The following is a 16,049-nucleotide window of genomic DNA, read 5'->3' as shown; positions in this document are numbered from 1 at the left end:
CACTTGGACACATTCATTTGCTTGTGGCTACAATATGGCTATTATGTAGACAAACATTGATGGAGGTTTCTTATGGCTGATACCGTTGTACGTGCCCGTGTTAATCCTAAATCCAAAGCGGCGGCGATGGCTAATGCGAAAGCGATGGGGCTGAATCTTTCCACTATAATTCGTATGGTGGTTAATCGTCTGGCTGTTGAGCCAGAATTACCTGCTGAGTTGCTGCAACTTAATCAGGAGACATTACAGGCTATTCGAGATCTGGAAAATGGCGTAGGTGTTCACCGAGTTGATACGATAGATGAACTAAAGCATGATCTTGGATGGTAAATAAAGCTCAATTGAAAACCATTGAGCTTTTACAGACTGGTGAACCTTTACCAGAGCGTTACCGTGAACATTCATTAGCAGGCCAATATATTGGCTACCTTGAATGCCACGGAGCGCCAGATATTTTGCTTATTTATCAGCGTACAAATACTGAATTGAAACTATATCGAGTAGGTAGTCATTCAGATTTATTCTGAATCTTACTTCCTTTGAGGTTCCAAGCAAAATAAACATACACCTTAATGAGAGCGAAAACCATTGGGGTTATTCTTCTGCCAGTTCCAGCTATCACGCATCATATCGTCAATATTACGTGTTGCTTGCCAGCCAAGAGTATTGCGAGCTCTGGATGGATCAGACCAACATTCAGCAATATCTCCAGGGCGTCTGTCTGTGATCTTGTATGGAATTGCTTTACCTGCTGCTTTTTCGAAAGCATGAAGTAGCTCAAGTACAGAATAACCAGTCCCAGTCCCTAAGTTGAATACCTCATAAGATTGTTGTTTAGCCAGATAGTCAATTGCAGCAATATGGCCTTCAGCTAAATCCATCACATGAATATAGTCACGGACGCCGGTACCATCTTTGGTTGGGTAATCGTTGCCATAGACTGATAAACATTCCAGACGACCAATAGCAACCTGAGTGATATAAGGCAACAGGTTATTAGGAATACCATTAGGATCTTCACCAATCATGCCTGATGAATGTGCACCGACGGGATTGAAATATCTTAGACTGGTGATTTTGAAACTTGGCTCGGCAGCGGCAAAATCTTTTAGAATTTGCTCAACCATTAGTTTGGAAGTGCCGTAAGGGTTAGTCGTACCACCTACTTTGGCATTTTCAGTTAGTGGGACAAACTCAGGATCACCATAAACCGTTGCGGACGAGCTGAAAATCAGTTGATGTACACCATTGGCACGCATAGCCTGTAACAGAACTAAAGTGCCAGTAACATTGTTCTGATAATACTCAAGTGGTTTTCGAGTGGATTCACCAACTGCTTTCAAGCCTGCGAAATGAATCACAGATTCGATGTTATTTTCCTGGAAAATTTTATTGAGTAAATCTAAATCAAGTACATCTCCTTGATAGAATTTCACTGATTTGCCAGTGATTTTTTCAATTCTGCGAAGAGATTCTGGTGATGAGTTGCAGAGATTATCGATAACAACAACATCAGTTTCTCTTTCCAGAAGCGCTAATACTGTATGTGAACCGATATAGCCGGCTCCGCCGGTGATGAGGGTTGGCATTTAAATATTCCTGTGTACTTTATTAATTATTTCTGAGTTCATGATAATCTAACCAATACAACCCCTTATTATCTCAGGTAAAAGCCAGATAATGTTTAGTATATAGATTTTATATTAACTGTTATTTAAATCCCATTTATAAAAGTCGCGAGGGGTGCTCTTTTCCAAAGAAACTCGCGGAATAAAACCTGTTTCAGCCATAGTATTTGATTAAGCTGAATACGAACTTAAGAGTTTATTTTTTAAATGTTCTTATTAAAGAACCTGAAAATAAACTGTTCCTTTGTCAGTGATATTCTGTATTTATAGAAATACTATGGCACACAGTTTTACCTCACGATTAATAGGCACCATCTCGTTTAATTACTACATTGACTGTTTTAAACAAAATCGCAATATCATTCCAGAGTGCCCAATTTTTTACATACCAGCTATCAAGATATACGCGTGTCGCATAGTCAACATCGTTACGTCCACTCACTTGCCACAGTCCCGTCATACCAGGTTTCGCCATGAGATAATATGACTTGTCATCTCCGTAGCGTTCAAGTTCTTCCTGAACGATGGGCCTTGGACCAACGAGACTCATTTCCCCTCTTAGTACATTGATCAACTGTGGAAGCTCATCAAGACTGGTTTTGCGCAGAAAGTGGCCGATAGGGGTGATTCTCGGATCATTCTTGAGCTTGAAATCCTTCTTCCATTCTTCCATGGCGTTCTGATCTGTCTTGAGCAGATTTTCCAGCACTTCTTTAGAGTTGATAATCATGGAGCGAAACTTCAAACATTTAAATCGGCGCTCTCCTTGCCCTATACGCTCATGACCATAGAAAGGAGACGCTCCATCACGGGAAACCTTCCAGCCGATAAAAAGAAACAGAGGGGAAAGGAGTATCAACAGAAGGGAAGAAACGACAATATCGAAACCACGCTTAAGAATACTCGATGACCGTCTGGCCAGATTGTTCTTAACCCTCAGCATCAAAAGTTCATGGCTAAAAGAGTGAGACACATCAGTGCCATAGAGCGGCACCCCACGTAAGGTTGGGATCACTGAGATATTACGAACACCATGGGCAGAGAGATAACGCAGCCACTCGTCCTGTAGTTCGTTCTGTTCATACTCAAGAGCGATGAAGATCTTATGTTGATGGTGCCTTTCAAGCAACTGCTCAGGAGTGAGATGAAAGAGCGGAAGCGTTTCCACTGGGCTGACAGCACAATTATTGTTTGGAGCAACAAAGCCTATGACCCCAAAGCCAAGTAAATGCTCGCTGCATATAGCTAGATAAGCTTCACGAGCGTTCTTTCCGCTGCCGATGATAATAGTCGGCATACTCCAGTATCTAAGCTTAACTAATAACAGTTTAGTCAGCCATCGGCAAAATGGCAGGGCGAACATGATAATCAACCAGAACATTGCCCACTGGTAGCGAGAGAAATTCCACTTAGAGATAGCCACTATCGCCAAATCGGCCACGGCCAGTCCGATGAGCATCAGCAGAGTTTCCCTCAGCTCATTCCAGAATGGCTTGTGATAAGTGTAATGTCGCAAATGCGCCCAGGACCAGAGAAGCGCAGCTAAGGCAATTGCCAGAAAACTCCATGCTCTAGCCACATCCGACCCGTTTTTAAACACGAGGGAGAATGAAACATCGGTACGAATACTTTCAAACCACCATGAAAGAACAAAAGCACCAGCCATAGCCAGAAAGTCGCTTGCCATCAGAGAAAAACGGTTAACAGATGCTGAATAATTTCCATATTCGAGATATCCGTCCTTCGAATGCCGGATCATTGCTTTTGAATCCATATAATATTTACCTAAATTCGAAAGAGTATTCGGCAAAGTGCTAAATAAGCACTTTGCCGTAAGTTGCAATCATTTTTGGGTTGCAAGTGCGTCCAGACAGGTTCTGACAGCCTCTTTTGCCCTATCTATATCGTCGGCTTCAGCGTAGCAGCGTAGCTCTGGCGCATTACCGGATGGACGCAGGTGGACAATAATATTGTTATCAAGGGTCATTCTTAAACCATCAGTGAGATCAATATGAATAATTTGGCGATTATCGAGCCCCAATGAAGCCAGTAGTTGCTCTGGAGCCTGAATTCCTTTATCCAAAATAGTGCGGCTCAATGTTGCGGGAAATTCTTTAAGCCTGTCGGAATGCGTGTAACGCGAGGGCAGAGCACCCACCAGAGAAGCAACCCCTTTATCTTTGCTTGCACTCAATGTGATAAGCGCGGGTAAAAGTGCATCGCGAGTAGGAAGAGCCGCTAATACTTTGTTTCCAACATCAATATCACTGCCGAGCAAGAAGCCGCCATTAGCTTCAAAACCAGCAATATGTTTAAACTGATGTGAAAGCGACACAAATTCGGCAATAACATAGGGAGAACCGATTTTGGTCAAAACAACACTGGCGAAACGACCACAACGCTGCACTGCACTGTTGCAGCTCACGGGTACTGCCAGAGCTTCGATGCCTAAGGCATCAGCACACAATAGTCCTAGTATGTCACCTCTCAACCACTCCCCGTGTTCATCCGCTAGCAACGGGCGATCCCCATCGCCGTCAGTCGAGAAGATGGCATCCAGAGCAAGTTCGTCCGACCAGTCTCTGGCTTTAAGTCGATCTTCCTCAGCTACAGCCTCTGTATCAATGGGAACAAATTTATCAGTACGCTCAAGCGAAATAACCTCCGCCCCCAATGATCTGAAAAGAGGGGCATAAAGATCGCGCCCGGCACTGGAGTGTTCATAGATACCAATACGTTTTCCTGCCAGCAGATCTGCGGAAAACAGAGAGCGATAACGATTTATATATGCTTCAGCGGCATCTGATAAGACAATCAACGATGTCATTTCAGTAAGAGGTTCAAAAACAACCTCCGCCGAAAGGATAGCCTCTTCGTCTGCCTTAGTAATCTCCCCATCAGGGCGATAAAACTTGAGTCCATTACGGTCAAAGGGAATATGACTGCCGGTAACCATAATACATGGCATGCCATCTTGCATCGCTTTATAGGCAAGCGCTGGCGTTGGTATCACGCCATAGTAAACAGGTTCGATGTCTGCTTGGCGAAGAGCTGTTGCACAAGCCTCTGCTATATCAGGACTGCTGGGACGGTTGTCGATAGCCAGTGCAACTTGGGTTACCTCATATTGCTTTTGCATTACCGATACAAAGGCATGGGTAAAAGCTGCGCAGACATCCGGGGTAAAATCAACAACCAGTCCACGGGCTCCACTGGTACCAAAGGCGACACCACTTGCTGCAATAGCTTCCCGGCTACTCAGTTTTTTGTTATTCATCTTCTTTTGTTCCCACTCTGCCATAACGATCATCAAGACGGACAATATCATCATCCCCTAGGTAAGCACCGGACTGGATTTCTATCACTTCCAGCGGAACCTTACCCGGATTTTCCAGAGTGTGGATAACGCCCACGGGTATATAAGTAGATTCATTTTCGGTAACCAAATAAGACTTATCTCCCTGAGTTACTCGGGCAGTCCCTGCGACTACAATCCAGTGCTCTGCACGATGATGATGCATCTGGGTAGACAGGCTTTCACCTGGCCTTACAGTAATGCGCTTGACCTGATAACGTTGCCCTTTATCAATAGCATCGTATCTTCCCCAAGGACGATAGACCTCTCGATGTAAACGATGCTCTGAACGTCCGGAGTCTTTCAAGTTCTCGACAATCTTCTTTACATCTTGTACTTGAGATTGATCCGTAACCAGAATGGCATCTTTGGTCTGAACCACAACCAAATTTTTTACGCCGACAAGACTAACCAAGTTGTTTTCAGAGTAAACGTAATTGCTGCTGCTATTGTGTTGCAATACATCTCCTATGAACACATTACCATCATCATCCTTTTCCGATATGTCCCACAAGGAAGACCAAGAACCGACATCGGACCAGCCGGCAGACAGAGGAACGACAACGGCATCAGCCGTCTTTTCCATAACTGCATAATCAATCGATTCACTTGGACAGGCGAGAAATGCCGACTTATCAACTCGCACGAAATCGAGATCGGGATTGACAGTTCCCACCGCTGCCACACAGGCTGAATGAATATCGGGTCGGAACGCTTTAAGTTCATCTAGAAAACGGCTGGCACGGAACAGAAACATGCCGCTATTCCAGTAATATTCCCCACTCTGTAAATATTGTTCTGCGGTCATTACGTCAGGTTTTTCGACAAACTGCACCACGTCGAAGGCATCCTCCTGCTTGGCTCCACGGCGAATGTAGCCATATCCAGTTTCTGCATGGGTAGCTACGATACCGAAGGTGACGAGTTTACCGGCCTCTGCACAAGGGATCGCTTGTCTCACCACATCAATAAAGGTTTCTTCATCCCGAATCACATGATCGGCGGCTAACACCAATAATAGTGGGTCCTCTCTTTCACTTGCGGTTTGAAGAGCGGTGAGTGCTGCCAGTGCAATTGCTGGTGCCGTATTACGCCCGATTGGTTCGAGAATGATGTTGTGTGCCAGCTTGCCCAGTTGACGCAATTGTTCAGCCACAAGGAAACGATGCTCTTCGTTGCAAATTACTAAAGGAGATTCTATTGATAGTTCATTCAGACGCTGTACTGTTGTTTGCAGCATAGTGAACTCACCATCAAGTTTAAGAAACTGTTTTGGGTATAACTCGCGGGAAAGGGGCCATAACCGACTGCCTGAACCACCGGCCATGATGACGGGAACAACTGAACTCATAACAATATCTCGATTGATTAATAATGAATTTGCTTTTTTGACTGAAATTCTTGCCACTTATCTTCAACAAATGAAGTAAATTCTTGAGCAAATCTTACTTCTGAAAAACGTTCTGCATTTTTACGGCAGAACTGAGGATGGATATGACTAATATTACGCTCGAAATGTTCCACTGTAGAACAAAGTGATTCCACATTTTGTTCTCCGAAAAACAATCCTGTAGGATTATCTTTTCCTAATGGTCGAACTGTTTCGAGAGCTCCGCCTTTGCCAAAAGCAATCACAGGAGTGCCACAGGCTTGCGCTTCAACGGGTGTAATACCAAAGTCTTCTTCCGCAGCAAATACAAACGCTTTGGCGCGTTGCATGTAAGACTTAAGTTCTTCAAACGGCTGGTAACCTAGTAAAGTAATGTTGGAATGTCCATCAGCGAGTGCTGCTATTCGTTTGTATTCACTACCATCGCCTATCACAATAAGCTTTTTGTCCGGCATCTGAGTAAAAGCTTCAACAATCAGATCCATTTTTTTATAGGGCACCATGCGTGAAGCGGTAAAATAGAAATCTTCCTTTTGTTCAACGCAAGGAAAATTATCTACGGCAACCGGTGGATAGATAACTGTTGCATCACGACCATAAACTTTTTTGATTCGTCTGGCGATAAAATGAGAATTAGCAATAAAATGGTCAACACCATTGGCAGTACGGTAATCCCACAGTCGTAATCTATGTAATAGCCATTTAGTTATCCAACCTTTGAGACCTTTATTCAGCCCTGATTCTCTTAGATATTGGTGTTGTAGATCCCATGCATAACGCATTGGAGAATGGACATAACTGATATGTAATTGATCAGGGCCTGTCAGTACCCCTTTGGCGACGGCATGAGAACTTGATATTATTACATCAGCATTACTAACATCGAATTGCTCTACAGCTAAAGGCATTAATGGCAAATATTTCTTATAATATTTATGTGCAAATGGAAGGTCTTGAATAAATGAAGTTATTGGAAAAATTCCATGAAAGTTCTGTCGTTGACTGTCATTCAAAAAGTCGACTAAAGAATACAATGTTGCCTGAGGGAATATATCGAAAATTTTTGCAGTTACTTGTTCAGAACCAGCGAAACTTAGTAACCACTCATGTACAATAGAAACTCGCATTTATATAGACTCGCAATATAGATCATAAACAGTAAAATTCATGAACTCGATGTGCCATTAGTTCCGCCGAATATTTTTTTTTGTGAGCTTTTTTACCTTGTTGCCCCATGATTTCACGTAAGCATGGATTTTTATATAATAAATTACAAAAATTAGCGGCACTATCTATATCTTCTAAGTCATACAGATAGCCATTAACTCCATGAGAAATACAATCAATATTACCAGTGACTTTTGATGCAACAATCGGTAATTGGCAACTCATCGCCTCTAAAATAGCAAGAGGAAGTCCTTCCATAAGGGATGTGCTTAAATATATGTCGCACAATGGTAATATTTGATAAGGTTCGAGAGTAACACCTGGTAAAATAACATTTTGAATTTGTTCATCTTTGATTTTTTTAATGACTATATCTTTTTCAGGGCCATCACCGTAAATAAAAAATATCAAACTTTGGCATTTTTTTGCTATTTCTATTACTAGAGTAAGATTTTTTACTTTGTCGAATCTGCTCATTGATATAACGATAATACGATCGTCTCCTAAGTTAAAATTATTTCTAAAAGAAGCCCGAGACATGCGATTATTTTTGTTGTCAGGGCAAATAGGAACACCATTAGGGATTATTACTTTTTCTATTTTTTTTTTGTACAAATTATGAATGATTGCTTTCTGTTTTTCACTCTCAGATACGAAAATCACAATGTCGGTCAACCATGATGTACACCATTCATAGGAAAGATAAATAATTTCTTTAAAATATATCTTTTGATTCAGATTAATCCCATGAGGTGTATGTACGTGTTTTAATCGTAGAAAAAGTTTAAGTAAGCGCCCATAGACCCCAGCTCCTTTACCATGAGAATGAATAATATTTATATTGTTTTTTATACAGAATTTCAGAATTGATAATAAAGAAGTTAAATTGCATCTCCTAAAAGGAATTTCAAACATGTTATTTTCAGATATAAGTTCTTTATATTTGTTCCAGTATGGTTCTTGTTTTGGGCAGGCAATATAGTATTCAATATCATTGCTAACGTATTGAAGCAACGTGTTAATATGTTGCGGACCACCACCAATATCAGCCCTGGATGTGATATGTAACACTTTCAATTCTGTTCTCCATAATTTTAACCTACTAATAATATTTGATATTTTTTTTATGATGTAGTGCTATTATATTACGATATTTAACGTTTCCGACGAAATAGCCAAGAATCATTAAAAATTGACTATAAACAAGATCTGATAGAATTGAGGCACCAGATAGAATGTTGGCAACTGTTAATCCAACCAAAAAACACACTAGTATCTTCGAGTCACGATCCAGTAAAAATAATTTAAAAGCATTAAATATGAAAATAGAAATAACAAAAACAGATATGATTCCACCAAAAGATAATGAAAAAAAGAATAAACTTTCAGGTAAAGGAACATATTTAAAAATTCCTGCTGCATCTGAATTTTTGCTCATTAGAAAACTTAAGAGCTCTAAATTATAACCAACCCCAGTAATTAAGAATATGGGTTGGGAGATAAAACTATATATAATGAGCCACCAAGCCCCTAATCTTAATGAAATATTGGATTCGTTTCCATTAATTTCAACTGAGTGTACGGTATATAACATCTTAGCAATAATTGGTATTGTTTTAAAGTCAATATTAAAATACAAAATTATTGATGTTGAGATTAGACAAAGAGCAACAGAAGTAATGAAAAAATATAAAATATAACGAAATCCTGAAGTGAAAAAGAATAAAAACATCATCAAAATTAAAATTAGCGCGGACTCTCGGCTAACAGTTGCAGCAATATTTATTAAGGATAGTATTGCTACTAAGCAAGTTTTTCCACAGCTAATACTTCCCTTTTTCCACAAAAAAAAGGCTAATGCGAGGCTCATAGCACAATATGTACCCCAGATACCATGAGCACCTTGTCCCTGAATATTTCTGATGATAAAATCAGAAAAATCAAAATACTTATTACTAAATCCAGATGATAGTTTTTCTGCATCCCAAATTGAAAATCCATTCAAAATTAGGTTATGGATATAAAATATTAGATTTAGTGATTGTGAAATTATAGATATAGATATTATTCTTTTCAGTACAATAATCCCACCTAGAGATGCTGCATATATGAGAGGTATATAAATCATTCCTTTGAATATTTTAGCAAGTCCTATTGGAGAAAATATATAATTTGACCAGAGCAATGATGAAAATAAAATAATAAGCCAGAACATAGTTAGAGATTTTGAGGACTGTGAGAATAATAAGCATTTTGGCTTAAGAAGTAGAATAGGAATAAAAAAGACAACCATAAGTATATCATAAAAATACATATAAACTTCAGGTAGTATCATTATTTTTGGTAAAATAGGAATAAAAATTGCAGTCCATATTGATAAAGTAAAAAAAAATTTAATCACTATATCCCCCCAGTCATTAACAATGACTAAAATATTATTAATAAATTTAAATGTTAGAACCAGAGTGAAAATAAGATTCTATATAATGTAAATAAAAAATAATGATTTATTTTGAATTTCTCTATTTGAGTTATACCTGTCGCCATCGAAGATAGATAAGTATCAAGGTAGTTGGTATCCCTAATTAATTTAAGCCGCTTTTCCTTCCTGTTCTGGATTCCACATCACAATGCTAACAGGTTTCCTGTTCCTTCGTCTTGCCTGACCAGCGTTCAATATGAGACGGTTGTCCCACACGATAAACCGCATCCAGTTTTCTCCTCTCCTCTATGCCGTGTGCTGGCGTGACATAGCGTAGTCCACTGTGACGATATTCTTCGGGCAAATCTGCCCAGACTCGGGTCGGATTTCCTCCAGAGTCGTGAACCTGTCTCCGGCCACAGGGGGACATATTTCAACGCGCGGAACAGCGATTCCACATATGGATCATCATTCCTTACCCAGGGACAGCTGTGCGATGCCATGATATTTATTCTTGTAATTTGACTTGCAGGGTCTGCGACTTCAACAGGGGCCAGTGTAGCAAGAGCGCCTTTGCGATCTGTCACGTTTGCCGAGATTATGGCGACGGCATGGGATAATCCGAGGATATCAACGGCTATGTGCCGTTTGATGCCAGACACTTTCTTTCCGGCGTCGTAGTCTTTTTCCTCAGCGGTATCGGTATTTTTTACACTCTGGGCATCCACAATAAGAAGCAGACTCGGACAGTCATTGCGTCCAGCCAGAATACGGGCCTCTAATACCTGCTTTTTTTAAAGCCAGCTCAAGAACACTAACGCCATCTGCATCGGATTTTTTCCACTTGGCGAAATAGGAATAGACCGTTTCCCATTTCGGGTAGTCGCTGGGCAGTGCGCGCCACTGGCAGCCCGTCAGTGCATAAAGTACGCCACAAAACACATCATACAGCTCAACCGTGCGTGGTTTGGTGATCTTACGTACGCTTTCTAAAAGAGGTTGTACGGTGGCAAATTGTTCGTGAGTGATATCGCTGGGGTATATTTTTCTCATGCCTTGTATTATCGGCCAGTTTTTAGAGGTCGTAAACAGGTTCTAAGGGATATTCCCTTACCGCTGTACTGCGACTCAAAATCCATTGGGTGTAAATAAGCTTCATAATAGTGATACACTCATTTTTATCATCCCTGATTTTTGCTGTTGTGATGAAGCTATTTCCATGAAGGTTTTACATTTTTAAGCGATTGCCACATAAATTTACAATAGTGCTTTCGTGTCACGGTTTCATGCAGGGATTGCCATAGAGACGTGTTCAATTTTATTCAACTAAGGAGAATAAACCGGTAAAAATACAGGGGGAGATCTCACATTTTAACATGGACATTCTGCTCGAAAATAAATCAATTTAAATTCAAAAACACACGCAATAGCTATTAAAGCCTATTGATAAAGCCGTATTGAATGGACAAGATTATCAATATTCACCTATTAATTTATTTTTGCACAAAGTGGAATCCCGCCCTGGGTAAAAATAAGAGATCAAATTTAGGATTTTTTGCCAGCCAAGCCATGACTTTCTAACTTTTATGAATACAATAGTTATCTAAAATCAGGGTGATCTATTGATTATTAGGTTTATCTAACAGTTTAATAAATAAATCCGAATCCTTTCTCAAGCCACCAGCATAAGTGTTTTTTTGTTTTCGCTTGAGGTAGCCCGCAAGATAATGTTTTGGGTTCTTTCCGTGTGTCATAACACGCTTTTGTTGTCCCTTGAAACACCAATTTACCCCGGTTTTCTGGTTAAGGTAGATATCCACATCATCCTCATAAAAAAACAGGGTGTTGTTCTGATATTGGATAAGGCTTCAGTGATTTTTGCCATTTCCTCATCACGTTCAGGGTCAGATAATCTTAAGGTTGTAGCTACACTTAGCCAGACCATTTGCGACCGATAAAAGTAGCGATAAAGTGTACTTTGAGAGAGTAATATATTGATTTTATGAGTGATAAGCTCAAGGCTCCAGCGTAAACGAAGATAACCAAAATGTTGTGGAGAATGCTGTAATAAGAAAGAAACAACAGCGAGAAGTGGCCCTACATTCCAGACGGCAGGCCCTCCCTGCCCTTTCAGTCCATATAATGTAAACCAATTTATCCAGTGGTTGAGCGAAGAACGTGAGGTACAAAGGGTTTTGGTAATGTGGGAAACCGCATACCCCTTGTATAGCATCGATAGTGCCATCTGTCGGCTAGCATAGTCCTTACGGGTTTTCTGGATAAGCTTTTTCATTTTCTGTCGTTTATTTCGAGGTATTGGTGCTATGATAGGCATAACTCAGTCCATTTAGTGATTTGTGATTTTTAGCAATCGTCAGATCGTAAAAATCGGACTGAGTTCCTTTCAAGTGTTCTATTATTGTGAATTCTTATTTATACAATTAATTCAGGGAGGGATTCCACTTTTAAATGGATTGTTTTTTAACCTAAAAATACTCTCCTACGTGAGACATTTATTGTTTCATTCAAGAAAATGAATCAGATTTTACCTACAAGCGTCATGAAATTGATTTTTAAACGAAGTAAAATCCCGCCCTGACAATTAATTAGATGCGTATTAATTTATTTAATAATATTTCCCACTCTGGAATTATTTTTATATAAGAAAAATCCTTTGCTCTTTTAGTTGATAGCATAGAATAATGCTCATAATAAGCATCAGATTCAAACTTAATAATACTTTGGATTATTAGGTCTATATTATTGGGAGGAATAAGAACCCCAAACTCCCCGCCACATAAAATTTCATTAGGACCTGATGGACAATTAGTCGCAATAACTGGTTTTCCTTTTGCCATCGCTTCAATAAGCACCATACCTAGACCTTCGAATCTGGCAGGATGAACAAATAGCCAGCAATGTTCATAATACTTAGTAACATTGTCAACAAAACCAGGCATATGAACATAGTTAGAAATTTTTAACTCTTTGACAAGTTGTTCTAGTTTGGTACGTTCTGGTCCTTCACCAAGAATGAGAAGATGAAGATCAGGATTATACTCAACTAATTTGGAATGTGCTTTAATAATAAGGTCAAAGCCTTTTTGCTCAGTAAGTCTTCCTACTGCAAGGATGTATTTTTTATTAGTAATTATTTCGTTTATATGGCAGGATTGTTCTGTATACGATCTGAGATTATAATTAATATTATAGATTCGGACAATAGAAGCACAATTACCACCTAATACTTCGCGAATGGCTGTCTCTTTAACACCTTCTGACACAGCAACAACAGCATCTAGGCGAGGGTAAATAAATTTCATTATATATTTGTGAATAAAACGTAATCTTTTAAAATACTCACAAAGATCAATATGCAACCATCCAATTACTGGTTTATTTGTCAGGGCTCCAATCAAATAACATATATATGTTGGGGATAATTCTAACCCAGCTAATATTACATCTGATTTCCTGGCACACTTAATTATTATTCCAAAAGATTGGATTAAATTAAAAATTTTACCTAAGTTAAACTTAGGGGTAATAGGTTCCAAGCCATTAGGCAAACGAGTCAAAAATTGTCCGGTTTTGTTAAACAGAACTAATTTCACGTCATGCCCATAAAAAGCCAACCATTTAGATAATACTAAAACAACTTGTTCAGCACCACCTGCATTTAAATTGGGTAAGACAATAGTTATCTTTTTTTTAGTCATAGTTTTTACTTAATTTGAAATTAAATTTTTCAATAAATAATATTGTTTTTTTAGAATTCGAATAATAAAATTAGGCATTGTGCTAATAGGGAAGATAATAGACCAATATTTATTGTATAACCAAAATCTATATAAAGAATCAATTCGGATAGAATAAGATGGTAAAAAATTCATTGCGGAAGATACTATATAACCACGAACGCAATACATTAATTGATTGTTAACAAATTCATCCCTAATATCTTTCTGAAGAACAGCTTTATCAATATTGTTAAGGTAGCAATCTATATCAATAAGATAACGTTTATATAGACCAATTCTTTTTGCAAGATTATCATTTTCTGAACGCCAGGCTAATAGTCCATAAGGGATAAAAATCCATGTTGGCCATATATTGCACATGCTGGTCAGTATGCTATGGATTAAATGAGCATTAACATTAACAAGTTTTTTATCTAGCAAATATAATGCTAGTTGGCGTTTAAAAACATGAGCACTAATAAAACCAAATCGATACCCCATTTTTTTATATGAGTATATTTCACTCATGCCATTCAATATAATAGTTTGTGAAAAATTTCCATTAATAACAAGAGGCCTCTCATCTTTCGAATATGAATTTATTTCCATTGTTAAACCAGATATTCCTGTATTGGATTGCAAACATTCAAAAATGTAATTAATAGCTCCATCTTCAAGCCAATCATCACTACCAATAATCCATACATATTCATTTTTTGCTTTTCTCAGTAAAGTTACTACATTATTTTCAAAACCAATATTTTCTTCTTGTCTATAATATGTTACAAAATCATATTTATCGTTGTACTCCATACAGAGTTCTTCAGTTTTATCAGGCGATGCATTATCAGATATAATCACTTCAATATTTTTATTTATAGATAGAAGCTGGCTAATTATTGAATTCAACAATTTCGGCAAAAAAAGAGCATGATTATATGTAGGAATTAAAATGGATAAAGACGTCATTTTTATAAACTCGTTAAATTATTTTATATTACAAGCTGATTTGAACTGAAAAAATGTATAGCAACTATGAGGAACACAAAAACCCCAAATAACTAAAAAATAGGAAATTATAATATAATATGCCTGTGTAGTATAACTAATGACATACAGTCCTAGAAAGACTAAAATAGCTGTAGCTATTGAATTACAGAGATATTTTTCAACTTTATGGGCTCTAATGAATGTGGCTTGACATGCAACAATATGATTACCAAGTATTGTAATACAGAGAAGAATAAAGTATTCAGTTGGTATAAATCTTGTTGCAATAGTGAACTCCATAATTTTTGAAAAATGTAGTATTAACACAGCTAACGCCATTTGAAAAATAAGGAAGTATAATGATTGGAGAAATACTTTATTGTATAATATATTCAGTTCATAATATTGATTGTTAGCAATGAGAAAACCAAATTTTGGAATCTTAGTCGTAAGCCATGATAAAGAAATTGTTGACATCAATGTAACAAGGCTTAATGAAAGCCCTAATTGACCTGCAAAATATGATCCAAACACTTTGAATGCAAATGGAGTGAAAAGTTGAAATATAAAATACCCACACAACCAGCTTAGACCAATTTTCCATTGTATAGGAAAAATCTCTTTAATCCAAGATAAAGGATTATTGATATCTTGTGTATTTTTACAAAATGCTTGTTTTATTATCTTATAAAAATGTACCTTTATCCAAAATATACTAACAAGAAAAAAAGATAGAGACGCGGCCCCAGCTGCATATAATCCATGCCCTAAAGAAAGGAAAAACCAAGCAAACAAACCACTAAGAATTGATTGGATAAAACGCATTTTCGCTATTTGAGAGATAAAACCACAGCCTTCAGCTATTGATATTATTGGTGTCACTAATAAAGACAGTGAAGAACTTATTACTAAAAATAGCCAAGGTAACTTCCAATAAATTATTCCAACTTCATCTGCAGGAGAATTTTTAAAAAAAACAAATCCGATAGGGAAAATTAATATTAGTACAAATAAGCTAATAAAAGCATACCAACGAATAGCCAATCTAATTAAATAGAATAACCTTGAAAGGTGATAAGGTATTCCTGAGATTTTACCATCTTTAAGAGAGATACCTACCATCTCATGGCTAACAAATTGAACTAAGACAGCACCAAAACCTAGTTCAAAAATTACTTGTATTCCCAATATACTTGCAAAAGTATAATAATATCCTTGTTCGCTGGGCATTAGGAATAAAGAGATCAAATATAGTGTAATAAGACTGGAAGCGGCTCCCCATCCTCTAGCCAACAAAGTATAAAAAATTGCTTTATCTATACCCAGAATGAATGCTAAATTTTTTAACATAAACCAC

General features: G+C 38.1%; 13 protein-coding genes and 2 pseudogenes. 2 read left to right on the top strand and 13 right to left on the bottom strand.

Features of this window, described 5'->3' with window-relative positions:
* Positions 1–72: 72 nt before the first annotated feature.
* Entirely contained in the window at positions 73–330 is a 258-nt protein-coding gene (locus LGZ99_RS05770) for a type II toxin-antitoxin system RelB/DinJ family antitoxin (protein WP_262978940.1), read from the top strand.
* Positions 324–527: a type II toxin-antitoxin system RelE/ParE family toxin gene (locus LGZ99_RS05765; protein ID WP_081858306.1), complete on the top strand. Its 204-nt coding sequence runs from the start codon at positions 324–326 to the stop codon at positions 525–527. Before LGZ99_RS05770 ends, LGZ99_RS05765 begins: the two co-directional genes overlap by 7 nt.
* A 42-nt stretch (positions 528–569) precedes the next feature.
* Here the strand turns inward: LGZ99_RS05765 and galE are convergent, their stop codons facing one another.
* The 13 genes and pseudogenes from galE to LGZ99_RS05695 all read right to left on the bottom strand — a co-directional run bounded on the left by galE (position 570) and on the right by LGZ99_RS05695 (position 16,042).
* On the bottom strand, positions 570–1,589 hold the full coding sequence (galE, locus tag LGZ99_RS05760) for a UDP-glucose 4-epimerase GalE (RefSeq protein ID WP_262978939.1): 1,020 nt from the start codon (positions 1,587–1,589) through the stop codon (positions 570–572).
* 340 nt (positions 1,590–1,929) lie between these two features.
* Entirely contained in the window at positions 1,930–3,402 is a 1,473-nt protein-coding gene (gene wbaP, locus LGZ99_RS05755; protein WP_262978938.1) for an undecaprenyl-phosphate galactose phosphotransferase WbaP, read from the bottom strand.
* A 69-nt stretch (positions 3,403–3,471) separates the two neighbouring features.
* Positions 3,472–4,905 carry a phosphomannomutase gene (locus LGZ99_RS05750; RefSeq protein ID WP_262978937.1) on the bottom strand — a complete coding sequence of 478 codons (1,434 nt, stop codon included), beginning with the start codon at positions 4,903–4,905 and terminating at the stop codon, positions 3,472–3,474.
* The gene (locus LGZ99_RS05745; protein WP_390894002.1) at positions 4,898–6,334 is read right to left on the bottom strand and encodes a mannose-1-phosphate guanylyltransferase/mannose-6-phosphate isomerase; all 1,437 of its coding nucleotides are present in this window, start codon (positions 6,332–6,334) and stop codon (positions 4,898–4,900) included. Before LGZ99_RS05745 ends, LGZ99_RS05750 begins: the two co-directional genes overlap by 8 nt.
* Positions 6,335–6,351: 17 nt before the next feature.
* The gene (locus LGZ99_RS05740; protein ID WP_262978936.1) at positions 6,352–7,500 is read right to left on the bottom strand and encodes a glycosyltransferase family 4 protein; all 1,149 of its coding nucleotides are present in this window, start codon (positions 7,498–7,500) and stop codon (positions 6,352–6,354) included.
* Between the two features lie 22 nt (positions 7,501–7,522).
* Positions 7,523–8,611, bottom strand: coding sequence for a glycosyltransferase family 4 protein (locus LGZ99_RS05735; RefSeq protein WP_262978953.1), 1,089 nt, complete (start codon positions 8,609–8,611; stop codon positions 7,523–7,525).
* A gap of 31 nt (positions 8,612–8,642) precedes the next feature.
* On the bottom strand, positions 8,643–9,941 hold the full coding sequence (locus LGZ99_RS05730; protein ID WP_262978935.1) for a hypothetical protein: 1,299 nt from the start codon (positions 9,939–9,941) through the stop codon (positions 8,643–8,645).
* Positions 9,942–10,173: 232 nt separating this feature from the next.
* Positions 10,174–10,392: a hypothetical protein gene (locus LGZ99_RS05725; RefSeq protein ID WP_262978956.1), complete on the bottom strand. Its 219-nt coding sequence runs from the start codon at positions 10,390–10,392 to the stop codon at positions 10,174–10,176.
* 124 nt (positions 10,393–10,516) lie between these two features.
* Positions 10,517–11,015: pseudogene (locus LGZ99_RS05720) on the bottom strand (IS5 family transposase); the annotation flags it as partial.
* A gap of 527 nt (positions 11,016–11,542) precedes the next feature.
* Positions 11,543–12,297: pseudogene (locus LGZ99_RS05710) on the bottom strand (IS630 family transposase); the annotation flags it as partial.
* 271 nt (positions 12,298–12,568) lie between these two features.
* Complete coding sequence (locus LGZ99_RS05705) at positions 12,569–13,681, bottom strand: glycosyltransferase (RefSeq protein WP_262978934.1); 1,113 nt, start codon at positions 13,679–13,681, stop codon at positions 12,569–12,571.
* 9 nt (positions 13,682–13,690) lie between these two features.
* On the bottom strand, positions 13,691–14,671 hold the full coding sequence (locus LGZ99_RS05700; protein WP_262978933.1) for a glycosyltransferase family 2 protein: 981 nt from the start codon (positions 14,669–14,671) through the stop codon (positions 13,691–13,693).
* Positions 14,672–14,689: 18 nt separating this feature from the next.
* Positions 14,690–16,042, bottom strand: coding sequence for a hypothetical protein (locus LGZ99_RS05695; RefSeq protein WP_262978932.1), 1,353 nt, complete (start codon positions 16,040–16,042; stop codon positions 14,690–14,692).
* Between the last annotated feature and the right edge of the window lie 7 nt (positions 16,043–16,049).

The organism is Photorhabdus temperata, assembly GCF_025384845.1.
Lineage (GTDB): Bacteria > Pseudomonadota > Gammaproteobacteria > Enterobacterales > Enterobacteriaceae > Photorhabdus > Photorhabdus temperata.
The sequence above is the reverse complement of the archived record's forward strand: the minus strand, read 5'-3'. Positions and strand labels throughout refer to the sequence as shown.

Bases quoted from the DNA above. Each gene is read 5' to 3' on its own strand.
- LGZ99_RS05750 (WP_262978937.1), bottom strand. From the start codon at position 4,905: ATGAATAACAAAAAACTGAGTAGCCGGGAAGCTATTGCAGCAAGTGGT.
- LGZ99_RS05770 (WP_262978940.1), top strand. From the start codon at position 73: ATGGCTGATACCGTTGTACGTGCCCGTGTTAATCCTAAATCCAAAGCG.
- LGZ99_RS05765 (WP_081858306.1), top strand. From the start codon at position 324: ATGGTAAATAAAGCTCAATTGAAAACCATTGAGCTTTTACAGACTGGT.
- LGZ99_RS05705 (WP_262978934.1), bottom strand. From the start codon at position 13,681: ATGACTAAAAAAAAGATAACTATTGTCTTACCCAATTTAAATGCAGGT.
- LGZ99_RS05700 (WP_262978933.1), bottom strand. From the start codon at position 14,671: ATGACGTCTTTATCCATTTTAATTCCTACATATAATCATGCTCTTTTT.
- galE (WP_262978939.1), bottom strand. From the start codon at position 1,589: ATGCCAACCCTCATCACCGGCGGAGCCGGCTATATCGGTTCACATACA.
- LGZ99_RS05745 (WP_390894002.1), bottom strand. From the start codon at position 6,334: ATGAGTTCAGTTGTTCCCGTCATCATGGCCGGTGGTTCAGGCAGTCGG.
- LGZ99_RS05725 (WP_262978956.1), bottom strand. From the start codon at position 10,392: ATGTCCCCCTGTGGCCGGAGACAGGTTCACGACTCTGGAGGAAATCCG.
- LGZ99_RS05695 (WP_262978932.1), bottom strand. From the start codon at position 16,042: ATGTTAAAAAATTTAGCATTCATTCTGGGTATAGATAAAGCAATTTTT.
- LGZ99_RS05740 (WP_262978936.1), bottom strand. From the start codon at position 7,500: ATGCGAGTTTCTATTGTACATGAGTGGTTACTAAGTTTCGCTGGTTCT.
- wbaP (WP_262978938.1), bottom strand. From the start codon at position 3,402: ATGGATTCAAAAGCAATGATCCGGCATTCGAAGGACGGATATCTCGAA.